The following is a 24391-nucleotide window of genomic DNA, read 5'->3' on the forward strand; positions in this document are numbered from 1 at the left end:
GCGACGGCCTCGTTGCTTACGCCGCGATGATGCCGCTCAAAACAGCCCGAACAATTTCTTGCGGGAGCCTGGGACAGTTGCTTGCCCCGATCTGACGTCGTTACGTGCCTTTCCTTTGATCGTCCGCTGAGCATTGGCGGTCGCACCCGCGAGGACTGGACCGCACGCAGCAGCCTTGCCACCGCCAAGGTCTACAAAAGCGAGCATGCTAGCAACTGGCGTGGCGACGACGCCCAAGGCGATCGCTGCCCCTGCCCGCCCGATCAGGGCGGGGCTGAGCGGATTGATGGACGGCGATGAAAAGCGACCGCTTAATCGGACTGGAGACTGCGCCGAGAACAAGCTGAACTTCTTCCCGTCGGCCTTCACCGATAGATCGATTGCCTCGGTGCCGAAATTGAAACTGCCGGTGCCGGCGATCACGTTTTTCTCGGTATCGATCAGGATCGGATCCGCGATGGCGGTCCCGTTGCGAACGGTAAACGCGACAAGACCGCAATTTATCGCGACCGGTTCCTTCAGCTTGTGCTGGAACAGTCGCTGCGCGAACACGCCGATGTCGAGTTCGGACAACTGCACGTTACGCTGGGACAGCGTGCCTGCCGGGATGATCACCGCGACGCGTCCATTCGCACTCTTCAGTGAATCGTGCAGCGTATCTCCCACGCCGTGCAATTGCATCCGGCCATGTACCGTCCCGGTAGTGCCGGATTCAGCTACGCCGAACCCGGATAGAAGGCTCCCCATCGGCGTCGGAGTCAGGCGGATGTCGTAGGTGGCGCGAACGGGATGCGACCGGGCGTTGAATGCCATCGTCGCGATCACCTTGCCCTTCGACATGGCGAAGCTGAACGGATCGAGCTTCAGCAGCCCGTGGTCAAGCGACAGATTGAGGTCAACGTTGGTGATCGGGAGGTGCTTCGATCGGACCGCGCCAATCCGGTAGCGCAGTGTCGCATCGAAGCTCTGCATCTTCTCAACCGGGATTGGTGCATTGGGTATCAGGTGCGCCGGTGCGGCGCCAGTCTCGGCGGCAGCGGCGACCGCACCTTTTTCAGCGACCGTGTCGGGACTATAGCCGATGAAAGGTGCGGCATCGATGATGTCGAGTGAGCGGCTGGTGAGAACCGCGTCCAGCCTTACCCTTGGTTGTTGGTCCCGGACAGTGAACTTCCCCGCAATATCGCTCTCGCCAAAGTGGCCGGTCATAGCGCTGAAGCTATAGTCTGTACCACTTTTGATCAATGTCGCCTTTAGCGCATACGCTCGGGTCTCGGGCACGACGACTCCGATGATCCCCAACAGATCGTCAACGTCCTTGCCACGCGCGCGCACCGCAAGCGGGACGTTTTCGATGTCGGCGAGGCTTGGGAGGTTGCCTGCGACATCGATCACATTTTCAGCCGCATGCATTTCCAGTGTCAGCTGGTTGCGCCCGCGGGCGACCGTGGCATCGGGCGATTGCAGCGCGCCGGTTAGCGTGAACGGCGTATCGCGTATCTGTCCATGGCCGTCGAGTCGCACGGCATCGCCGATGCGGGCGTTGCGAGAAGCAATGCTGGACAGGGTCAGATCGGCAAGGAACCGAAGACTCGGATCTTTGAAACGCACCGTCGACGCGGAAAGCGAAGCCTGATCGATGATGGGCAGTTCAAACGGCTTCCCGTGCGCGTTCGACCCAAACGTCCAGGTATTGGCAACGTGCGCTGCATCCCATTCAGCATCGATCGCCCCGTTCGTCATGTTCAGGGTTCGCAGATGGCGGCGGCCGAAGAACAACGAGAGTGGAGCGATATCGGCGTCGGCGTGGGTTGCCGAGAACAGGTCTGGCTTCGACGCCCATGTCGGGTTTGCGACATGTACGCCGTTGGCCGCAAACCGGATATCGAAAGGGTTGAAATAGAGTTCGAATCCGCTCTCGACGCTAACCTTGCGCTGCAGCAGTGATGTCGCGAGATGCTCGAAAGCCCCCTGCAAAAACCGCCCCTTGGTGAGGTACAATACCAACCACACCGCCATGATCGTCGCCAAAAAGCAGATACCCGCCCTTTGCAACCACCACAGCGGTGACCGGCGCGGACGGCTCGGTGCAATCGTCCTGCCAGCGGGCACGGGGGGAAGGCTATCGCCAACGAAATCGGTCAAATCGTCTTCCACGCGCTTACCATCTCAGAAGTGAGTAGAAGCGTACAACGTTCCGGGCAATCAAACGGCCTATTTTCTCGGCCAAAATCATTAGCCGTCTCATGCGCGCGACGGGGGCGGCGGCCGGACAACGAGGATGGTGGCGTGAATTCACGCTCCACGTTAAGACCAGCTAACCCCTTCATAAACCGCCGGGAGGATGGGATCGGATGTCTCGCCAGCCGACATTTGATTTGGACCCGCACCCTGATCTTTGGAAGGACGATTCCGCTTGTGAACGTCAAACGTCTCTTCCGCTTCGATTTGCGATTTGCGGGATCGCGGTTTTCCCTGAGGCTGTGGCGAGCCAATGAAAAGCCACGCCCAAGGCCAAACACGTTCGACCGCGTTACAGCGCCGGCCTCAGTCCATGACCCGAATGAAAATCTGCGCTATGCGCGGCATTCGCTGCGCAATCGGCCACTAGACGGGCCATCTTTAGAAGTCGATGATCGGGCTACAAATCCGTCGATTGAAGGGCTGCGCATGAGATCCTATTCACCGTGCTGAAGCGCCTGCTTCTCGGTATCGTTGGCGTCATCGTCCTCGGAATAATTGCGATCGCTGTTTTTGCCTGGCGCCCAGCCATCGCCGAGATTGCCCCGCCCGCGCCCGGCGGCTTCGCGCCCGCATTGGTCGCGCAGGGCGAAGTGCTGGCCAGTGCTGGCTATTGCGCATCGTGCCACACCGCAAAGCACGGCAAGCCGTTTGCAGGCGGCTATCCGATGGCGACGCAGTTCGGCACGATCTATTCGACCAACATCACGCCCGATCCGCAGACCGGGATTGGCACATGGTCCGAACCCGCGTTCCGGCGCGCGATGCACGAGGGCGTGGCGCGCAACGGCGCGCACCTGTTCCCAGCGTTTCCGTACGATCATTTCACCAAGCTGAGCGACGCCGACGTTGCCGCGCTCTACGCCTATTTCATGACCAGGGCGCCGGTGCGTCAGGACGCCAGCGACAACACCGTCCCCTTCCCGCTCAACATCCGTGCGCTCCAGGCCGGGTGGAAATTCCTGTTCTTCACCACCGGCCGCTTCCGCGCAGAACCTGCACACAGCGCGCTGTGGAACCGCGGCGCGTATCTCGCCGAGGGGCTCAGCCATTGCGGTGCCTGCCATACGCCGCGCGGCATGCTTGGCGCCGAGATCAAGGAGCGCGCCTATAAGGGCGCACCGATCGACGGCTGGATCGCGCCGCCGCTCGACTCGACCAACCCGTCGCCAGTCCCTTGGACGCAGGCCGAGCTGGTCGCTTATCTGGGCACAGGCGTCAGCCGCTATCACGGCACCGCCGTCGGGCCGATGGGCGCGGTCCCGCTGGGGCTGTCGCGTCTGCCAGCATCCGACATCGCTGCGATCGCCGCCTATTTCGCCAGCCGTAACGGATCGGCAAGCCAAGGCGCCAAGGGCGATGCCGCAATTGCGCATGCGCTGGCGGTGGACAAAGTCGGCACCGGGCTGAGCTATGATCCCGCCGCCCGGCTCTATGCCAGCGCCTGCGCCTCATGCCACTATAACGGTCGGCAGTTGAACCCGCTGCGCCCCGATCTCGCGCTCAACAGCGCGGTGAATTTGGATGACCCCACCAATCTGATCCGCGTCATCCTCTATGGGGTGAACGCACAGGACGGGGTCCCGGGCGTGGTGATGCCCGGCTTCGCGCACGGCTTTACCGACGCCGATATCGCGCGGATCGCCGCCTATCTGCGAAACACCCGCACGGACAAGCCGGCCTGGGCCGACCTTGAAAAAACAGTCGCCACCATCCGCGCGCAAGGCCAGGGCCAATGACCAGCTTCACCATCAACGGCCGCACGATCACCACCGACATGGAGGACGACACGCCTTTGCTGTGGGTGATTCGCGATCATATCGGGCTAACGGGCACCAAATTCGGCTGCGGCATCGGTATGTGCGGCGCGTGCACGGTCCATGTCGGCGGGCGCGCGACGCGGTCGTGCCTCACACCGCTTGCGTCGGTGGAGGGCGCGGTCGTCACGACGATCGAAGGGCTCGACCCGGCCTCGAACCATCCGCTGCAGCAGGCATGGCGCGACCTGCAGGTGCCGCAATGTGGCTACTGTCAGTCGGGCCAGATCATGCAGGCAGCCGCACTGCTCCAGGATTTTCCGGCGCCCAGCGACGACGAGATCGACGCGGTGATGACCGGGAATCTCTGCCGCTGCATGACGTATGTCCGCATCCGCACGGCGATCAAGCAGGCCGCGGCCAAGATGGAAACCAAGGCATGAGCCGCCTCATTACCCGCAGCAACGCGGCGAACCCACTCAGCCGCCGTGGCTTCCTGGTGGCAAGCAGCGCCGCAGGAGTCGCGTTCGGCTTCTCACGCGTGATCGCGGCGATCGATCCGGCGGTGCCCGGCAGCGTCCCGGCGCCTGCGACGGGAGCGGTGTTCGAACCGACGATCTGGTTCGGCATCGACGCGGCAGGCATCGTCACCGTCAACATCATCCGCGCCGAAATGGGCCAGCATGTCGGGACCGCACTCGCGCGCATCCTTGCCGACGAGCTCGAGGCGGACTGGAGCAAGGTCCGGATCGTCCACGTCGATAGCGATCCAAAATGGGGCTATATGGTCACCGGCGGCAGCTGGTCGGTGTGGCAGACATTCCCCGTGTTCAGTCCGGCGGGCGCTGCCGGCCGGATCGCGCTGATCGAAGCCGGTGCCAAATTGATTGGCGCCAACCCCGCGAGCTGCACCGCCAAGGGCGGCGCGGTCCATGCCGGCGGGCGCTCGATCTCCTATGGCGATATCGCCAAGAGCGGCACGGTCGCGCGACAGTTCACGCCCGACGAACTCAAGGCGCTGCCGATCAAGCCCGTCAAGGAGCGGCGCCTGATCGGTCGCGAGACCCACGGCCTCGACATCGATGCCAAGACGAATGGCACCGCGATTTACGGCATCGACGCGAAAATACCGAACATGGTGTATGCACGCCCGAAGCTGCCGCCGACACGCAACGGTTCAAAGGTCGTGTCGATCGATGACGCCGCAGCGAAGAAGGTGAAGGGCTATCTGCGCTATCTGGTGCTCGACGATCCGTCGGATACCGTGCCCGGCTGGGTGATGGTGATCGCCACGTCGTATTATGCCGCGCTCAAAGCGGCCGATCTGCTTGAGGTGACGTGGACCGCCGGCCCTGGTGCGGACATGACCGAAGCATCGTTGCAGGATCATGCCCGCGCGCTGGTCGGCAAGGCCGATGGCGGTGTCACGCTCGACATCGTCAACGCTACCCCCGCCCCCACCTCGGCGGCGAGCACGATCGAGCAGATCTACACCACGGCCACCGTGCTGCATTTCCAGCTCGAGCCAGTCAACGCGCTCGCGTTCGAGAAGGACGGCGTGTTCGAGATCCACACCGGCAACCAGTGGCAAAGCCTGATCCTGCCGACGCTCGCCAAGGCGCTCGGCGTGCCCGAGACCAAAGTGGTGCTGCGCAGCTATTTGCTCGGCGGCGGCTTCGGGCGGCGGCTCAACGGCGACTATACGATCCCCGCCGCGCTCGCGACCAAGGCGCTCGGCCGACCGGTCAAGATGATCCTCACCCGTGAAGACGATGCGCGCTTCGATTCGGTCCGCTCGCCGTCGGTGCAGCGCTTGCGCATGCAGTTCGACGGCAGCGGCCAGATTCAGGCGATGGAGCACCACGCCTGTGCCGGCTGGCCGACACAAGTGATCGCCGGGCCGGCGCTGCTCGCAAAAACCAAGGCAGGCGGCCAATATGATCCGTTCGCAATTTCGGGTGCGGACCATTGGTACGATGTCGGCCACCAGACCGTCCGCGCGGTCGCCAACGATCTCGCCAACGCGACATTCCGCCCGGGCTGGCTGCGCTCGGTCGGACCAGGCTGGACCAACTGGGCGCTTGAAAGCTTCATCGATGAGGCGGCGCACCACAGCAAGACTGATCCGGTGGCGTTTCGGCTCAAGCTGCTGACCGGTAAAGGCCGCAACGCCGGCTCCGCGCCAAACGCAGTCGGCGGCGCGCTGCGCCAGGCCGAGGTGGTACGCCGCGTCGCCGCGAGGGCTGGCTGGAGCGCAAAATTGCCTGCCGATACTGGGCTCGGCATCGCGACCAGCTTCGGGCAAGAACGCGACATGCCGACCTGGGTGGCCTGTGCGGCACAGGTCCATGTCGACCGCAAGACCGGGATCGTCCGCGTCGAGAAACTGACACTGGTGGTCGACGCCGGCACGATCGTCGATCCCGACGGCGCGCTGGCACAGGTGCAGGGCGCCGCGCTATGGGGCCTCAGCATGGCGCTGCACGAAGGCACCGAATTCGCCGCGGGCCAGGTGAAGGATACCAATCTCAACACCTACACCCCGCTGCGCATCGCCGACGTGCCGGAACTCGACATCGGTTTCGTCGAAAGCGGGAACGTGCCCGTCGGGCTGGGTGAGCCCGCCACCACCGTCGTCGGTCCCGCGATCGGCAATGCGATCTACGCAGCGACCGGGATTAGATTGCGGCACATTCCAATCACGCCGGCCGCGGTCCTGTCGGCGTTGAACGCAAGTTAAATTTACCGGCACCGCGACACTGCAACATGCGAACCCGATGGCAAGCGACCAAGCCGTCGCTGTCTGCTGGCGGTACGACCCGCGTGCGGTCATCCAGGCCCGCGTTGCCGCGTCTCGAAAGGAATACTCCGCTCGTGTGAGAAAAATGGGAGCTTTGCGGCCGAAGGGCGTGCGGCCCGAACGACAAACATTGGTGGGAACGGCCGCTTTTGAGTGACATATCGGATGATTGACGTTCGTTTCGGATGATTGACGTTCGTTCTTCCCAAGGTCGTGGGTGCTGGCTATCAAGCGCTGTTCTTTCCTGGTCGGAAACCTGACTCGATATTGCAGCCAGCTGTTTCGCCTATCGATCCGCCTATCTGGCGCTTGGTCGAAGTGCCAACCTCCATCACCGTCAAAGCCCCGCACGATATCATCCAAGTCACCATCGGCTGTCTGGATTACCACCGGGACTCTCGCAGCGACCACACAACCTATGGGCTGCCCGTGAGGGAGGATTAGGCTCCATCCCCGCGCAATCTTGATTAATCGTGCTGATCGGGTGCGACCGCGTTTGGGTTGGCGATCAATCCGCGGACCGCCTCGGTATCCCCCTGGTTCACGACTCCATAAACGGGCGTTGCCCCCGCAGCGGGGTCTGTCAGCACGATCTGCTGCTTGGCGTAAAGATTAACCTTGGCGATGACCTCGCGCAGCGGCTCGCCGCGGAAGACGAGCTGGCCGCGAGTCCAGGCGACAGCGGTGTCGGCATCGACGTCGGCGACTTGGCGGATGAAGCTGGTGCTGCTGCTGTTCTCGTTGCTGACGCCGAACGACAGACGCTCGCCCTTGCGCGCCACCTTCTCGATCGGCTCGGCAGATTTGCCTTTTCGACCCTCGGACACGGCGATTCGGATGACGCCTTCGACGACGGTCACTTCAGCCTCGGGTCCGCTCACGCTGACATCGAACGCAGTGCCTACGGCGCGCACTTCGCCGTGGCGCGTCTCGACGATGAATGGCCGCGCCGTGTTATGGGCGACCTTGAACAGCGCCTCGCCCGCGGTCAGCCGCAGACGGCGTTCGCCGGGCGCGAAGGCCACTTCGACCCGGCTGTCGGCCGCGAGAGTAACGACCGAAGAATCGCTTAGGACGATCTTCCTACGTTCGGCGTGCCCGGTGGCGAACGCTTGCGCCACGTCCAGCGGCCCCTGTCGCGCCGGCCACAGTGCCGCAAATCCACCGCCGATCAGCGCAACCGCAGCGACGCTCGCCGCGATCTTGCGCGGCCATGTGGCTCGGGCCGGACGGGTCGCAATCTCGGGTGGTTCCAGTTCGCCAAGCCAGGACCAGAAGGCGGCGGCTTCTGCGCGATCAGCGGGATGGAGTGTCGACTCCGCATCGCCGAAAAATGCTCCGAACACGGCACGAGATCGCTTGCGAAATTCGGGCTCGTTCACGCGCCGCGCTCCATCAAATGCGCCAAGCGATCGTAGAGATGCGCCACCGCATGGGTGAGATGTTTTTGCACCATTCGTGGCGATATCCCCAATGCACGTGCGATGTCACCCGTGCCGCGTTCGTCAAAGCGCCGCATTACGAACACTTCGCGACAGCGCGGAGACAGTTCTCCGAGCGCCGCCTCGAGCGCTCCCTGCAAGTCGGCAAGGCGGCGTTGGTCCTCCTGCGCGGCGCGCACGGGCGGATCGACGTGCGCTCCAAGCGGAACGGTGCGCTGAACGCGGCGATGGCGGTCGACGATGAGGTTGGCGGCGATCCGAAACAGATAAGCTTGCGGTTCGTCGAGGGTCTGCTCTCGCGCGGTCGCTATCAACCTTGCACACGCTTCCTGCACTAGATCATCGACCTCGGCGGGATCGTTGACACGCCGCGCCACGAACGCCCGCAGCGCAGCGCGGTAATTTGTGAATGCATCGTCCGCCCGCAAGGATACCGGCATATTTTCTGATCGCCCGGTCGCCGCCAACGCTCCTCCCCCACCGCACTGTTTGCATGCGCTCAAATATGACGGTTCGAACCCGAAGTACGAACCTTGCTTTTGTGCAACACCGAAAGAAATTTTATTGCGACTGGTTCGCGTGAGGTGTTGCACCGCGTCGTATACGTGCCGTGCGCGAGTAAGGCACGAATTATCCGGGGGAAAAGTTCATGAATGTACGTCAGTTGCTCCTCGTCACTGTTGCGACCTTCTTCGTGGTGCCGGCCGCGGCCCAATCCGCCACGACAACGCCGCACGAGATCAATCTCGCCGCGGGCAGCCTCGACACCGCGCTTCTGCAAGTCGCGCAGCAGACCGGCGTGCAACTGGTGTTTACCGACCCGGCCATCGCGACGACCAAATCCCCGCGACTGAGCGGCCGCTACACGGCGCGCGGCGCGCTCGATCGGCTGCTGGCGAACACGCGCTTTACCTATCGCTACACCGGGCCGAACACCGTTCGCGTGATGCCGCGCGCAGGAACCCACGCGGCGATGCGTCCAACCGCATTCTTCCAGGAAACGCCCGCGCCGAAGCTCTCGCCAACCGATGATCAACAACTTGCCGCCCAAACCGCCAGCGTTGAGGAAGCCGTGGCAGGGGAAGAAGGAGCAGCCCCCGATATCGTCGTCGTAGGCTCGCAAATCCGTGGCAGCAAGGCGACCGCGGCACTGCCGGTGACAGTGCTCGACGAGGCGCAGATCGGCGTGACTGGCGCCACGTCCGGGGACGAGTTGTTTCGGTCGATCCCGCAGCTCGGCGACGTCACGTTTAACAGCTCGTATCTGCCCAACAGCTCGAATGCGGCGCGCGGCGACGTCGGCTCGGTAAATTTGCGCAATCTCGGCATCGGCAACACCTTAGTGCTGCTCAACGGCCGCCGCGTGGTCAACCACCCAACCAGCCGCGCCGACGACAACCTCGTGCCCGTGCTGACGGTCAACACCAATGCCTTGCCGGTGTTCGGACTCGAGCGTTTGGAAGTGCTGCGCGACGGCGCGGCGGCAATCTACGGCTCGGATGCGGTCGCGGGCGTGGTCAACACCGTGCTCAAGACAAACTTCACCGGCGTCGAGCTCGAAGGCCAAGTCGGCTGGGGCCAAGGCTCGCAATTATTCGAGACCAATGCGCATTTGCTCGTCGGCCACGATTTCGGCGATCGCGGCAACGTCACGGTGTTCGCCAGCTACGACAAACGCGACGGCGTGCTCGCGAGCGATTTCGACTATACCCGCTCGGCTGACAAGCGTCCGCTGTTCGTCGGTACGCGCTTCGACGGTGCGACCTCGCTCGACGGCCGCTCGACCATCACTCCGTGGGGGTCCTTCCAGACGCTGAACAGCGTCGTAGTGAAGCAAGGCGCGGCCAGCATCACCAACGCGTCAGGACAGTTTCACATTCAGCCGACGAGCTATGCGGGTTGCGCCGCCGGCGGTGCCGGCGTGGTGGGCGCGAACTGCATCGCCACCGGCACCAACAGCGCCGCCGCGATCCGCGACTTGCGCTTCGATGCGCCGCTTGCGTTCAATACCAACGTGACGCCGGACATTCAGCGCGTGAATCTTTTTATGAACGGCCATTATGAAGTGACCGACGGGCTCGAGGTCTTTGGGGAGGCCGGCTATTACAGCGCCAAGACCCATAGCGTACAATCCTCGACCGGCACATTGTCGTCAGGCCCGCTGACAATTGCAGCCAATGCCTATTACAATCCGTTCGGCCCGATCGGCAGCCCCAATCGCCTCGCCAACATCAACGCGCCCGCGGGCGGCGTGGCAGTTACGCTGTCGAGTTACAATTTCGTCGACGTGGGGCCGAACATCATCGACGTGCTCAACACGCAATATCGCTTGCTCGGCGGCGTGCGTTTCGATGCGTTGGGCTTCAAATGGGAAAGCGCGGCGCTGTACTCGGAAGCGCGCGTGCGCGACACGTCGGACGGCATCAGCCAGACCTTGCTCCAGCGCCAAGTCAATCTGACCACGCCCGATGCCTATAATAGCTTCAACGGCAGCGGTTTGACACCGGCAAGCGGTGTGGATGGAACTCCGAGTAGCGCGGCGGCGATTGCGGCAATCAAGATCAAGACCACGCGCGTCAGCAAGACGTCGCTGGCGATGTGGGATTTGAAGGGTTCGACCACCAATCTCGTGCATTTGCCGGGCGGCAATCTCGGCCTTGCGATTGGCGGCGAAGTGCGGCGAGAGACGCAATTCGACGACCGCGACCCGCGCGTCGATGGCACGATCCAGTTCACCGATTCAATCACCGGCGCGGTCAACGGGTCCGATCTGGTCGGCACCAGCCCGTCGCCTGATACGCGCGGGCGCCGCACCGTTGCTGCGGCGTATATCGAACTCGCCGTGCCGGTAATTTCGCCGGATATGCATATCCCGTTCGTCCGCAACATCGAGTTGCAACTGGCCGGGCGGTTCGAAAACTACTCGGACGTGGGTTCGGTCGCGAAGCCGAAAATCGCCGGCGCCTGGGATATCATTCGCGGCATCCGTTTGCGCGGGTCTTATGCCGAAGGGTTCAAGGCTCCGAACCTCGAACAGATTAATGCGACGATCGTCACCCGTTCCAACACGCGTACCGATTACGTCCGGTGCGAAGCGCAACTCCGTAACAAGGCGATCACTAGCTTCGCCAATTGTTCGCAGGGCTTCGCCACGACGGCGCGGCGCTCGGGCAATCCCGATCTCAAGCCGGAAGAATCGAAGACGTGGAGCGCGGGCGTCGTGCTCGAACCGCATTTCCTCGATTCGACCATCGGCCGAATTTCGCTGACCGCCGATTACTGGCACATTGACCAGACCGGCATCGTCGGATTGTTCGGTGAGGGCAATGCGTTGATCAACGACTATCTGCTGCGTGTCAGCGGGACGAGCGATTCCAACGTGATCCGCGCCGCGCCGACCGCCGATGACATCGCGCTCTTTGCCGGCTCCGGAATCGCACCGGTCGGGCGCGTGCTGTACGTCAACGACACCTATGTGAACTTGCTGCCGCAGCAAGCCGCCGGAGTCGATCTGGGGCTGAGCTGGCGTTTGCCGGAGTTCGGTCTCGGGCGCTTCACGGTGAATGCCAACGCGGCCTATCTCGACAAGTTCTTCCTGCAACCTTCGCCGCAGATCCAGGCGCTGATCGACGCGCGTGCGGCGGGCACGATCAACGCCGGCACGACGATCGCCGATGCCGGCAACCTGATCCGCCAGAACGGCAAGCCGCAGTGGAAGGTCACCGGATCGGTGACGTGGGTAAAGGGGCCGTTCCAGATTGGCGGATACACACAATACACCGGTGACGTGGAAGATACCGGTCTGATCGATTCCACGGGGGCCGCTTGGTTGGTCAAAGATCAGATGACCTTCAACCTCTACGGTCAAGTCAGCGTCGGTGACCGCAACCAGAGCCGCTATCGCGTCCGTATCGGGGTACGCAACTTGACCGACGCGGGCCCGCCGCTGAGCTCGAACGGATATCAGGGATCACTCTACAATCCCTATGGGCGCTATTGGTACAGCAACGTACGGGTGAGCTTCTGATGCGGCTCGCCCCCTGGCTCGCGCTCGCCGCGCTGCTCACGCCGCTCTACGCGACCGCGCAGGAAACCGAAGGTGCCGCGCCGCAGCGCGGCACCGGCGGCGACATCGTCGCGTATGATCAAATCCACAAACCGTCGCCGGCGCGCGGCGGCATGGTGGTCAGCCAGAACAAGATCGCCGCCGCCGTCGGCGCCGAGATTTTACGCAAGGGCGGCAATGCGGTCGATGCCGCTGTCGCCACCGCCTTCGCGCTAGCGGTTACTTTGCCTCGCGCCGGAAACATCGGCGGCGGCGGCTATATGCTGGTCCACATGACGGCGAAGGACGGTAAGCCGGCGCAGACCATCGCGATCGACTATTACGGTCAGGCCTCGCGCAACACGCTGCCCGATCTTCTGCTAGGGGCAACCGGTAAGTTCGACGCGGCCAAGGGGTATTCGATGAAGGGCGTGGCCATCCCCGGCACCGTCGCTGGCCTATGGGAAGCGCATCGGCGCTTCGGCACACTGCCTTGGGGCACGCTGATCGCACCGGCCATCGCCATGGCGAGCAACGGCGTGATCCTGTCGGACGATGAAGCGCAAGCCAATGCCGAGCAAGAGAAGGCGATGAGCGACGACCCCGCCGCGCTCGCAGTGTTCTTCAAGCCGGATGGCAAGGCCTATGCGCCGGGCGAGCGCTGGAAACAGCCAGATCTAGCCGCAACCCTCAAGACGATCGCCGCGAAGGGTCGCGACGGCTTTTATCTCGGCCTGGTCGCGCAGCACATCGCCGCGGGCATGAAAGCGGGCGGCGGCGTAATCGATGCGACTGATCTCGCCAACTATCGCCCGATCGTCTCCAACGCGATCGTTTCAAGCTATCGCGGCCTTCCAATCGCGTACATGCCGCCAACCGCCTCCGGGGTCAGCGTGGCCGAGGCGATGAACATTCTGGAGACTTTCCAGGTGCGGGAGCAGGGCTGGGGCAGCGTCGCCAATTTGCACTTGCTGTCCGAGACGATGAAGATCGTATCGGCCGACCGTCGATTGGTCGGCGGCGGACCCGACTGGAAGACTCCCGCGATCGGTCTAACCAGCAAGCGCTATGCGGCGGAGCGCGCCAAGCTGATCCGGCCCGACGCCTCGCTGGGCGCAAAGAGCTTGCCCGACGGCAACCCCTATCCGCACGAAAGCACCGACACGACGCACTTCTCGATCGCCGATTCCGCCGGCAACGCGGTAAGCAACACCTACACGTTGTCGGCTTCGTACGGCGCGCACGTTGTCGCGCCGGGCACAGGCATACTGCTCAACAATTCGCTCGGCAACCTCGCTTGGGGGCACCGCGGCGAGGAAGGCAAGGCGACGCTGCCCGTTCCCGGCAAGCGTGTCGGATCGACGATCACGCCGTTGATCGTATTCAAGAACGGCAAGCCGTGGCTCGTCACAGGCACGCCCGGCGGCGGCTACATCATCGCGACGATGGTGCAGATGCTGTCCAACGTGATCGATCACCGGCTGAACGTCGCCGAAGCGGCCGAGCGGCCACGGATCAACCAGGCGGGCGGCGATGCGCCGCTCGAGCTCGAAGAGGGCTTCTCGCCCGATATCGTGCCGCTGCTGGTGGCAAAGGGGCACAGAGTGCGGCCCTCAAACACTATGGGATCGGTCCAGTCGATCATGATCGAGGGCGACACTTTTCTCGGCTCGGCAGACACGCGGCGGCCCGATGCCGCGGCGGTCGGCGTCAAATAAAAGGCGGATACCATGACATTGAAACACGTATTGCTCGCCGCCCTCGTCCTGCCGATGCCGGCGTTCGCCCAAGTCGCGCCCGATGCGCGACGCAGCGCGATCGTGGCAGACGTCGATGCCCGCACGCCAGCGCTGGCGGCGACGGCCAAGGCAATCTGGGGCTGGTCCGAGGTCGGTTACCAGGAGGCCAAATCGTCCGCGCTGCTGCAGGCGCAGCTCAAGAAAGCCGGCTTCACGGTCACGCCGGGCGTCGCTGGCATGCCGACTGCGTTCGTCGCCAGCTTCAAACAGGGAAGCGGGCCCGTGATCGGCATCCTCGCCGAATATGATGCGCTACCGGGCCTTGCGCAGACTACTGCGTCGTCCAAGACCCCGATAGAAGGCAAGGCCGCCGGCCACGGCTGCGGCCACAATCTGTTCGGCGCGGCGAGCATCACCGCGGCGATCGCGGTCAAGGACTGGATGGTCGCCAACAAGGTGCAGGGCGAAGTACGCGTGTTCGGCTCGCCTGCCGAGGAAGGCGGATCGGGCAAAGTCTATCTGGTGCGGGCCGGCCTGTTCAAGGACGTGTCGGCGGTGCTGCACTGGCACCCCGCCGACGCCAACAGCGTATCCGTCGGCAAGAGCATGGCCAACATTTCGGGCAAATTCCGCTTCCACGGTGTGAGCGCGCATGCCGCCGCCTCGCCCGAAATGGGCCGTTCCGCGCTCGACGGCGTCGAAGTGATGGACGTCGCGGTCAATTTTATGCGCGAGCATGTGCCGTCCTCGACCCGCATCCACAACATCATCACCGCCGGCGGCGAAGCGCCCAACGTCGTCCCTGATTTCGCGGAGAGTTACTATTATGTCCGCAACGTCGATCCGACGATCGTCAAGGAGGTGTGGGGGCGGGTGACCAAGGCGGCCGAAGGGGCTGCGCTCGCGACCGGCACCACGGTTGATTTCGAAGTCACCGGCGGGGTTTATTCAATGCTCGCGAGCAACACCCTGGCCAAGGTGATGATGCGCAATCTCGAATCCGTCGGCGGGGAGCAATGGACGGCGGAGGAAACCGCCTGGGCGACGCAAATGCAGAAGGCCCTGCCGACGCAACGGCCGCTCACGTCAGTCACGGACGTCAGCCCGGGCGAACGGGGGGCGGACGGCGGCGGATCGACCGACGTGTCCGACATCAGCTGGAGCACGCCGACGATCGGGCTTAATACCGCGACCTGGGTGCCCGGAACGCCGGCACATAGCTGGCAAGCGGTCGCCGCCTCGGGCATGTCGATCGGCGTCAAGGGCGCGGTCGTTGCCGCCAAGACAATCGCACTCACCGCTGCCGATTTGATGCTCGACCCGCAAGCCCTGGCCGACGCGAGGGCCGAGCTGGAAAAGGCGCGCGGGGCAGACTTCGCCTATGCCGCGATGCTGGGAAGCCGCGCACCGGCGCTAAACTACCGCAAGCCGGTGCCGGCGTGGGGGGGCAAGTGATTTTGGAATGACACTGGTACATTACTAATTTTTGGGATTCCCATCACGCTTGCGCTCCCGGATGTGACGACCGACCAGAACCTGACTATCTGGCTCGGCAAGCGCAAGATCATTGTTGAACTAGCGCTCGGCCACACCGGGGCGACCTGATCGCGACCGTGCCTGATGCGAAAACTTCGTCCTGCGCTGACATTGTGTGGCGCCCTGTTTCGCCCCGCATTATCGACGGTGATGGCGCCAGTTGGATCAGCACAGTCGGAAGGCTAGGCGTGCGGTGACAACGGGGTCCCACGCGCCAAGCCGCTGCCTCAATCCTCGCCGATCATGATCTCACAGATCAAACCTCGCTCGCCTGGGCCGGCGCGCACGCTGAGCCGTCCGCTATGCGCGCGCGCGACCCGGTTAACGATAGAAAGCCCGATACCGGATCCCTCGATGCCCGATCCCGCGCCGCGCCAAAGCCGGTCCGTGAGACGCAAAAGGTCGGCCGTGGGAATCGGCGCGCCGTCGTCGCTCACAGTAAGTCGGGGGCCTGGGCCGCTTGTGACCACGATCGCTGTGCCCGGCGGGGTGTGGCGCGCCGCATTGTCCACCAGATTTTCAAGCGCCAGTGTAAGCGCCTCGGGATAGCCATGGGGGCAAACAGGCGCGCCGTCGGATTGAAGCGCGATCGTCCGGCCGGACGCGAAAATGCCCGGTGCGCGGTCGCTGACAACGTGCTCTGCAAGCGCATGGAGGTCGACCGTTCTGACGCTTGACTCAATCGGTCGTTCCAGGTCCGCAAGCGCCAGCAACTGGCCGATCACCCTCGCCGCGCGATCGACGGACGTCAGGATTGCCGCACGGATGTTGGGATCTCCCACGCCATCCGCATGGAGACGAATGACCGCCAAGGGCGTTCGTAATTCATGCGCCACGTCGGCGGCAAAGGCCGTTTGTACCTGAATGGCAGCGGCGAGCCGATCGAGCGCCGCGTTCGTGGCCTCGGCCAGAGGTTCCGCTTCGAGTGGCAGCTGTCCCCGCGGCAAGCGGATGTCGAGCGATTTCGGGCCGATCTGTCCAGCGACAAGCGACACGGTGCGCATGCGCAGGGTCAGTCGTCGGGCCAAGAGCGCGCCGATCAGCGGCACAAGCGCCGCGATCGGCAGGCAGATGAGCGCAAAGCGCAGGAGAAAGCTGCGGACGATATCGTCTGTGATGACGGCCGGGTCTGCGTCATCCTGCGACACAATAATCCAGCCATGCTTTCGGGGCACGCTCAATCCTTCGATCGCACGCGTGCGAAAGAATTGGGCTCGCGTGCCCAGCGGAGCGGCGGCCAACACGTCTGTACGGACAGCGCCATAGGATTTCGCGACGCGCCGATCGCTGCCGATCACGCTCACCGCCATGCCGTTCGACAGTGTCACGATGCTGGCATTGGGCGGGTCCGTCTCCAACGCCACCGACGATGCCGCGGCCTGACGGCGCAAAAGATCGCGCTGAAAATGGTCGGCGGTCTGATGCAGCAATGTGGTGGCACTGGTGAATAAGGTGATGGCGGCAGCCACCGCGATCACCGCGTGCAGCGCAATAAACTGACCGAGCAGCGAACGCGGTGCGCCTACTTTCATGCGACCGGAACGAGCATGTAACCAACACCGCGCACCGTCTCGATGCGAACGCCGCTGGCGACGTCTTCCAGCTTTTTGCGCAGGCGATGCACATAAACCTCGACGGCGTTGGACCCCAAATCCCCGTCTAGGCCGAACAACTGGTCTTCGACGACGCGTTTGACGACAACCTTGCCGGCGCGGCGCATCAACTGCTCCAGCAACTGCGTTTCACGCACGGAAAGCGCGAGCGGTTTGGATCCAATCGACGCTGTCCGGGTCTGCATCTCGAGTTCAAGCGCGCCACAGCGCAGGGATTTGCCCGCATATCCATCGCGCCGCCGCAGGACCGCGAGCAACCGGGCATGCAGCTCGTCCACATCGAACGGTTTGACCATATATTCGTCGGCACCTTCGTTGAGACCAAGGATGCGCGCATCGATTGAACCGCGCGCCGTCAGAACGAGTACCGGGCGATTGTCGCCGTTGCGGCGCATCCGCGCAAGCAGCGCGATGCCGTCCCCATCGGGCAAACCGAGGTCCAGCAAAATAGCGGCATAGTCGATCGCGGCCAGACAGTCTTCGGCTTCCTCGGCGCGGCTGGCGCGATCGACCGACACCCCCCTTCGTGAAAGGGCGTCGATCAGCGGCGCAGCGACCGTGTCATCGTCCTCGATCAGCAGGATCCGCATCGTCTGACTTTCCGCAATGCAGCAATTTGTAAGCGCGCTGTAAGCCAGCGTGCCTAGGGGTGCCAGTCCCGACGTAACAGGACTCATGATGCACGCATCCCTTCCTCCTCAATCTCTACCGGCGACGCGGGCGCTCTCGCGACGCGATCAGGTCCGTTGGCTCATCCTGTTTGCAGCCGTCGGGATTGGCTTGCTGCTGCTGTGGCTGGCAATTGCGGCGCTGATGCAGCGCGCGCCCGTTATCCCGCCGACCACTCCGGCTGGCACGTTGCGGTTGACGGGTGATCAGATGGCCGCCCTGAAAACGGTGCGAGTCGGCTATGCAGCATCCGAAGATCGCACGCTGGCGAGCGGCGCTATCACGGTCGATGGCGATCGCAGCACACCGGTACTGATGCCCTACGCCGGTCAAATCGTCCGCGTCCTTGCCGACGCCGGACAATATGTCCGAGCGGGGCAGCCGCTGTTGCTGGTCAAGACGAGCGATTTCGTCGATGCGCGTAGCGCCTTGTTCGTGACGCGCGCGGCGTTTCAGAATGCGCAGGCCCAGCTCGCGACCGCAACGCGCAATGCCGAGCGACAGCGCCAGATCTTCGAAACCGCCGGCGGTGCACAAAAGGATTTCCTGCAAGCGCAGACCGACTTGATCGCGGCGCAAGCAACCGCGCGCACGACCGCCGCGGCGCTGGGCGCGGCGCGTGACAAGCTTGCGATCTTGGGCAAGTCGCCGGGCGAGATCGGGCGGCTCGAAGCGGCCAGCGAAGTTTCCGGGATTCACGACCGCACAACGCTCCACGCACCGATCGCGGGGCTGATCGCGTCGCGTGACGTCTCGGCCGGCCAATATGTCTCGCAAGGCGGCGACAAGCCGGTGATGACGATCACCGATCCATCGCATGTCTGGCTGATCGCGCAAATCGCCGAAGGCGATGCCAACGCCGTCCATGTCGGCGACGCGGTCACTGTAACGACTCCCGCCCTGCCCGGTCGGACGTTTCACGCGACGATCGATCTGGTGGGCGCTGCCCTCGACCCCCAAACACATCGCCTTCCGGTGCGCGCCACCATCGCCAATCCCGACGGTGCGCTCAAACCTCAGATGTTCGCCAGTTTCTCGATCCAGCGGCCGCAACGTGGCACTTCCTTGCGTCTGCCGGCTGCCGCCGTGATTCACGAAGGCGATCGCGCGCGGGTGTGGGTGGTTCGCCCCGACAGCCTGTTGCAAGCACGAACGATCGTCGCCGGCGACGAGCAGGACGGTTCGATCGTTATCGTCTCGGGACTCAATCCGGGTGAGCGCGTCGTGACGGCGGGCGCGCTGTTCGTCAACGAGGCGGGCCTGGGCGCGTGAACCGCATCGTCGAATTCGCGCTGCGGCAGCGGCTGCTGATCGTCGGCATCTTTGCAGCGATGCTCGTCGCCGGTGCGGTAGGCTTTTGGAACCTCAACATCGAGGCCTATCCCGATCCCGTGCCGCCGATGGTCGAGGTCATTACGCAGACCCAAGGCCTTTCGGCCGAAGAGATGGAGCGCAACGTCACCATCCCGATCGAAGTCGGGATGGCGGGCATTCCGCATTTGACCGCGATCCGCGCGATCTCGCTGTTCGGCCTGTCCGACGTAAAAATCCAGTTCAGTTACGATGTGACCAACGATGCGGCAAAGCAGGAGGTCATCAACCGCCTATCGCAATTACCGCCGCTTAGCGGCGGTGCGCAGCCGACGCTCTCGCCGACGAGCCCGGTCGGCGAAATCTATCGCTACAAGATCAGTGCACCGCCGGGCTATTCGGTGATGGACTTGAAAACCTTGCAAGATTGGGTGTTGCAACGGCGCTTCAAGCGAATTGCCGGCGTCATCGACGTAACCGGCTGGGGCGGCAAGCTGCGCGCCTATGACGTCGTGATCGATAGCGATCGGCTTGCTGCGCATGGCGTCGCGATCAGCCAGGTGCTCGCTGCGCTGGGTAAGAGCGACGGCAATGTCGGTGGCCAGACCATCAATTTCGGCGCGCAGTCGGCAATTGTCCGCGGGGTCGGATTAATCCAGTCGGCAGCAGGGATTGAAAACGTGCTGGTCGGCACCGCCAGCGGCCAGCCGATCCTGTTGAAAGACGTGGCGCACGTCCAGATCGGCAACGCCCCGCGCCTCGGCATCGCGGGCTATAATAATGAGGACGACATCGTTCAGGGCATCGTGTTGATGCAGCGCGGCGCCAAATCGATGCCGACGATCGAAGCGGTGCAGCAGGAAGTTACCGACATCAACGAGTCGGGGATCCTGCCGCCCGGCGTCCATCTCGACCGCATCTACGACCGCTCCGATCTCATCCGGCTAACGATCCACACCGTCCTGGAAAATCTGATCGCTGGGATCGCGCTGATCTTTTTCCTGCAATGGGCCTTTCTCGGCAATCTGCGCAGCGCGATCATCGTCGCGGCGACGATCCCCTTCGCACTCGCTTTCGCGATCCTGATCCTCGTGCTGCAGGGCGAAAGCGCGAATTTGCTCTCTGTCGGCGCGCTCGATTTCGGGCTGGTAGTCGATGCCAGCGTCATCATGGTCGAGAACATCTTCCGCCATATGGTCGAGCGCTCAGGTCATGTCGAAAGCGGACGGGGGCACTACACCCCTGCCAGCCGCTTCTCGGCCGTGCTTGGGGCGACCAGCGAAGTCAGCCGCGGCATTTTCTTCGCCGCCGCCATCATCATCGCCAGCTTCCTGCCGTTATTCACGCTGACCGGTGTGGAGGGCCATATTTTCGGGCCGATGGCCAAGACCTATGCGTATGCCATCACCGGCGGTCTGATCGCGACGTTCACGGTCGCGCCGGTGCTCGCGACCATGCTGCTCCCCGACACATTGTCGGAAGCGGAGACTTGGATCGTCTCGCGGCTGCGCCGCTGGTACGAGCCCGCCGCCGCGTTCGCGCTCAGCAATCGCGTGCTCTCGATCGGCGGCGGCGTGCTGCTTCTTGGCGCCGCAGTGATCGGCATGCGGTCGCTCGGGATCGAGTTCCTCCCACATTTGGAGGAGGGCAATTTGTATATCCGCGCCAGCCTGCCGCCCTCGATCAGCCTCGAGGCCGGGCAACCCGTCGTGAACGGCGTGCGCCGGATGATCGCCGGGTACCCCGAAGTTGAATCGGTTCTTTCGGCGCATGGCAGGCCCGATGACGGCACCGATTCGACGGGCTTTTTCAACGCAGAGTTCTTCGTGCCGCTAAAGCCGTTCGGCGATTGGCCCGCCGGGGTCACCAAAGAGACGCTGACCGCCGAGCTGTCGAAGAAGTTGCAGGCACAATACCGCGGCGTCGATTTTTCCTTCTCCCAATATATCGAGGACAATGTCGAAGAAGCCGCTTCGGGCGTGAAGGGTGCCAATTCGATCAAGCTGTTCGGCCCGGACCTGGCGACGCTGGAAAAATACGCCGATTCCATCAAGGATCAAATGGCGAAGGTGCCGGGTATCGTCGATCTCGGCGTGTTTCAGTCGCTCGGTCAGCCAACGGTGCGGATCGACGTGGATCGCGCTCGTGCCTCGCGCTACGGCCTGACGCCGGACGACATCAATACGACGGTGGCGGCCGCAATCGGCGGACAGTCGAGCGCGCAGCTCTTTGAAAAGGGCACCGATCGCCACTTTCCGATCGTGGTTCGGCTAAAGCCAGAACAACGCGACGGCATCGATGCAATCCGCCGCATCACCATCGGCGCGCCCGCGCCGAACGGTTCGGGAACGATCCAAGTGCCCTTGTCCGAAGTCGCCGATGTGAAGCTCACGTCAGGCGCGTCGTTCATCTATCGCGAGCATCAGGAGCGCTACATCCCGATCAAATTCTCGGTGCGCGGGCGCGATCTCGGCGGTGCGGTCGCGGAGGCGCGAGCGCGGATATCCCGCAACGTCCAGTTGCCCTCAGGCTATCATCTCGAATGGGCCGGTGAACTCGACAATCTCAACAATGCGGTCGCCCGCCTCGAAATCGTTGTGCCGATCAGCTTGTTGCTGATTCTGCTCCTACTGTACGCCAATTTCGGCTCGATCCGCGACAGTCTGTTGGCCTTTTCGGCGATCCCGATGGCGATCATCGGCGGCGTCCTCGCGCTGGCGCTGACCGGGACAGCGTTCAGTATTTCGTCTGCAATCGGCTTCGTCGCGCTATTCGGCATCGCGGTGATGGACGGAATCCTGGTGGTCACCACGTACAATCAAGCGATCGACGAGCATGCCGACCGGCAAGCCGCGCTGGCGACGACCGTCCGTCACAGTTTGCGCCCGGTCGTGATGACATGCCTGGTCGCTGCGATCGGCCTGCTGCCAGCGGCTTTGTCAAACGGGATCGGTAGCCAGGTCCAGAAGCCGCTCGCGCTGGTTGTCGTCGGCGGCATGACACTGGCGCCTCTGTTGATCCTGCTGCTGCTGCCGGTGTTGATCGATCGATTCTCGCGGCGGGTGAAGCCCGAAGATCGTGGCGCACACGGACGTGACGTCGGACATCATCCGACGCAAGGTATGGATTCTCAGGAGACGCCGGCATGAAGCGCTGGGAGCTCCCACTTTTCGCAACGGTGCCGATGCTTTTGGGGTGCGCGGTCGGGCCGCGCACTCAGGACGCCTACGCGGTGCTACCACCGCCCACCCAGCCACAACGTCTGGCCCCTCGCGCCGGACCTGAGCAAATCACGCATGATACCGAAGTGGCACAGGCGTGGTGGCAGGCGTTCGCCTCGCCCGAACTCGACGCGTTGGTGGACGACGCGTTACACCACGCGACCGACCTTTCCATGGCCGATGCGGCCTTGCGTCAGGCGCGCGAACAAGCAGGGGCGGTCGCCGGATCGGCCTTGCCGCAAGTCGACGCAAGCTTTCAGACGCAACGTGCCCGCGTCTCCAATACGCTCGCTCCAGCGGTGACCGATGCCACGCAATATCTCTACACGTTGCACACCGCGCAAGTTACCGTCAGCTATGGCCCGGACGTGTTCGGCGGGAACCGCGCGCGAATCCGCTCGGCGCGGGCCGCGGCCGATGTCGCGCAATACCGGCGCGACGCGGCGCGGGCGATGGTGGTCGCCAATCTGATCGCTGCGGTGATCCAGCGCGCCTCGCTCGCCGATCAAATCGACGCGGCACAGGCAAGCGTGTCGATCAATCAAGATATCCTGCAAAACCAGCTGCGGCGGCAGCGGCTCGGCGCGATCGGTGCCGCCGATATCGCCACGCAGGAGACAGCGCTCGCCACGGCAGAGGCCGCCCTGCCATCGCTGGTCCGCGCAGAAGCGCATCAACGCGTGCTCATCGGCACGTTGCTTGGTCGGGCGGCTGGGAGCGATCTGCCGCCCTTGCCAAGTCTTCGCGCGCTGGCCTTGCCGCATGATGTGCCACTGGCGCTGCCGTCCGAGCTCGTTGCGCGCCGCCCGGACGTGCGTGCCGCCCGCGCGCAACTCGAAGGCGCTGGCGCCGATGTCGGGGTCGCGATCGCCGCGCGATTGCCGAACTTTCAATTAAGCGCGAGCGGCGGCGGCGCGGCACAGCATGTCTTCGACCTGTTCCAGAACGGCAATCCGTTCTGGACGCTCCTCGGCGCGGTGGCGCAGCCGATCTTCCACGGTGGAGCACTGCGCCATCAGCAACGCGCGGCGGAAGCGGCACTTGACGGGGCAAAGGCGCAATATCGGGCATCTGTTCTCCAGGCGTTTGGCGACGTATCCGACGCTCTGACCGGGCTTCGTACCGATGCAGACGCGCTCGATGCCGCAGTGCGAGCCAGCGACGCTTCGGCGCATGCGCTCGGCTATATCCGGCGACAATTGGCGCTGGGCGATGTCGGCACGCTGGCCTTGCTCAACGCCTCATCCGCCGATGCGCAAGCGCGCGTGCAGCTCATCCAGGCGCGGGCGGCCCGTCTGAGTGATACCGTTGCAATGTTTCAAGCTGCCGGTGGCGGCGTTGTTGGAGAGCGATAATGGGCGGGCCGATCGGAGCGACCAGCGGCAGTTTTATCCTGATGGGGGCGGCCTTGGTGTTGAGCGGCCGGGTTGACGACAAGACGGTCCGCGTTGCGATCGCGCCGGGCACGTGGACTTCGGCCATCGACCCCGCCTTATCGGATTGGATCAAAGCCCGTCACGGAAGTTCGGACCTGAAGATCCACCTCCGCGCTGAGACCTTTCACGCCCAGGTTGCGGCAGTCGAAGCGCAACCGAGCGAAAGCGCACAGATCCGACTGGGCCAGGATGTGCTCGGCGAAAATCCGATCGAGATCGATTTCGCGCACCACGCACTGCAGCCGCTCTCGGCGAGCGAGGCGACCCATTTTGAGCGCCGCTCGAACCCGATCACCCTCCGCCGCGAGCCGGACGGCAGCCTGTCCGTCGCGCTCGCGGCGGCAAGTGGCGCTCCGGTGCGTGCCATGCTCGACCTGTCCCGGGCAACCGGCGTGGCCATGCCGGGATTGGCTGCGGGGAGCCCGGTAACGGTCGGAGGGGTCGCGTTCGCGAATGTCGATTTGAGCGATGGACCAAAACCAATCGTCGGCCTCTACGCATTCCGGCATGTCCGCGTGATTTTCGATCTGGGGCACGACCGCATCTGGGTGCACCGCTGAGCGCAGCGCGAACCCCGATAG

15 protein-coding genes are annotated in these 24391 nt (G+C 63.7%); 10 read left to right on the forward strand and 5 right to left on the reverse strand.

From position 1 onward, the window contains the following. Positions 1–36: 36 nt before the first annotated feature. Complete coding sequence (locus IEV62_RS02550) at positions 37–2157, reverse strand: AsmA family protein (protein ID WP_188445258.1); 2121 nt, start codon at positions 2155–2157, stop codon at positions 37–39. 530 nt (positions 2158–2687) lie between these two features. Between IEV62_RS02550 and IEV62_RS02555 the strand changes: the two genes are divergently transcribed. The 3 genes from IEV62_RS02555 to IEV62_RS02565 are packed head-to-tail and all read left to right on the forward strand — an operon-like array spanning position 2688 to position 6738. Beyond that, positions 2688–3980, forward strand: coding sequence for a c-type cytochrome (locus IEV62_RS02555; protein ID WP_188445260.1), 1293 nt, complete (start codon positions 2688–2690; stop codon positions 3978–3980). Then, entirely contained in the window at positions 3977–4441 is a 465-nt protein-coding gene (locus tag IEV62_RS02560) for a (2Fe-2S)-binding protein (protein ID WP_188445262.1), read from the forward strand. The genes IEV62_RS02555 and IEV62_RS02560 overlap by 4 nt, the downstream gene beginning before the upstream one ends. Further along, on the forward strand, positions 4438–6738 hold the full coding sequence (locus tag IEV62_RS02565; RefSeq protein WP_188445264.1) for a xanthine dehydrogenase family protein molybdopterin-binding subunit: 2301 nt from the start codon (positions 4438–4440) through the stop codon (positions 6736–6738). Before IEV62_RS02560 ends, IEV62_RS02565 begins: the two co-directional genes overlap by 4 nt. Before the next feature lie 527 nt (positions 6739–7265). On the opposite strand, the gene IEV62_RS02575 is transcribed toward IEV62_RS02565, so the two are convergent. After that, a complete protein-coding gene (locus tag IEV62_RS02575) occupies positions 7266–8180 on the reverse strand; it encodes a FecR family protein (RefSeq protein ID WP_188445266.1) in 915 nt (304 codons plus the stop codon). Continuing rightward, the gene (locus IEV62_RS02580) at positions 8177–8833 is read right to left on the reverse strand and encodes an RNA polymerase sigma factor (protein ID WP_229732773.1); all 657 of its coding nucleotides are present in this window, start codon (positions 8831–8833) and stop codon (positions 8177–8179) included. The genes IEV62_RS02575 and IEV62_RS02580 overlap by 4 nt, the downstream gene beginning before the upstream one ends. Positions 8834–8889: 56 nt before the next feature. Between IEV62_RS02580 and IEV62_RS02585 the strand changes: the two genes are divergently transcribed. Genes IEV62_RS02585 through IEV62_RS02595 form a run of 3 tightly spaced genes read left to right on the forward strand, consistent with a single transcriptional unit; the run spans position 8890 to position 15479 of the window. Continuing rightward, the gene (locus IEV62_RS02585; protein ID WP_188445267.1) at positions 8890–12267 is read left to right on the forward strand and encodes a TonB-dependent receptor; all 3378 of its coding nucleotides are present in this window, start codon (positions 8890–8892) and stop codon (positions 12265–12267) included. Continuing rightward, complete coding sequence (gene ggt / locus IEV62_RS02590; protein ID WP_188445269.1) at positions 12267–14003, forward strand: gamma-glutamyltransferase; 1737 nt, start codon at positions 12267–12269, stop codon at positions 14001–14003. Before IEV62_RS02585 ends, ggt begins: the two co-directional genes overlap by 1 nt. 12 nt (positions 14004–14015) lie before the next feature. Beyond that, positions 14016–15479: an amidohydrolase gene (locus IEV62_RS02595; RefSeq protein WP_188445271.1), complete on the forward strand. Its 1464-nt coding sequence runs from the start codon at positions 14016–14018 to the stop codon at positions 15477–15479. Positions 15480–15787: 308 nt separating this feature from the next. Here the strand turns inward: IEV62_RS02595 and IEV62_RS02600 are convergent, their stop codons facing one another. Together IEV62_RS02600 and IEV62_RS02605 are read right to left on the reverse strand one after the other, a co-directional pair. Further along, complete coding sequence (locus tag IEV62_RS02600) at positions 15788–17092, reverse strand: sensor histidine kinase (protein WP_188445273.1); 1305 nt, start codon at positions 17090–17092, stop codon at positions 15788–15790. Next, positions 17089–17763 carry a response regulator gene (locus IEV62_RS02605; RefSeq protein WP_188445275.1) on the reverse strand — a complete coding sequence of 225 codons (675 nt, stop codon included), beginning with the start codon at positions 17761–17763 and terminating at the stop codon, positions 17089–17091. The genes IEV62_RS02600 and IEV62_RS02605 overlap by 4 nt, the downstream gene beginning before the upstream one ends. 88 nt (positions 17764–17851) lie before the next feature. On the opposite strand from IEV62_RS02605, the gene IEV62_RS02610 reads away from it, so the two are divergent. From IEV62_RS02610 to IEV62_RS02625, 4 genes are read left to right on the forward strand one after another with little or no spacing between them, the layout of a single operon-like run. Further along, a complete protein-coding gene (locus IEV62_RS02610; protein ID WP_188445342.1) occupies positions 17852–19114 on the forward strand; it encodes an efflux RND transporter periplasmic adaptor subunit in 1263 nt (420 codons plus the stop codon). Further along, positions 19111–22302 carry an efflux RND transporter permease subunit gene (locus IEV62_RS02615; RefSeq protein WP_188445277.1) on the forward strand — a complete coding sequence of 1064 codons (3192 nt, stop codon included), beginning with the start codon at positions 19111–19113 and terminating at the stop codon, positions 22300–22302. Before IEV62_RS02610 ends, IEV62_RS02615 begins: the two co-directional genes overlap by 4 nt. Then, positions 22299–23729, forward strand: coding sequence for an efflux transporter outer membrane subunit (locus tag IEV62_RS02620; protein ID WP_188445279.1), 1431 nt, complete (start codon positions 22299–22301; stop codon positions 23727–23729). The genes IEV62_RS02615 and IEV62_RS02620 overlap by 4 nt, the downstream gene beginning before the upstream one ends. Further along, the gene (locus IEV62_RS02625; protein ID WP_188445280.1) at positions 23729–24370 is read left to right on the forward strand and encodes a hypothetical protein; all 642 of its coding nucleotides are present in this window, start codon (positions 23729–23731) and stop codon (positions 24368–24370) included. The genes IEV62_RS02620 and IEV62_RS02625 overlap by 1 nt, the downstream gene beginning before the upstream one ends. Positions 24371–24391 lie beyond the last annotated feature (21 nt).

The organism is Sphingomonas psychrolutea (assembly GCF_014636175.1).
GTDB classification, from domain to species: Bacteria; Pseudomonadota; Alphaproteobacteria; order Sphingomonadales; family Sphingomonadaceae; genus Sphingomonas; species Sphingomonas psychrolutea.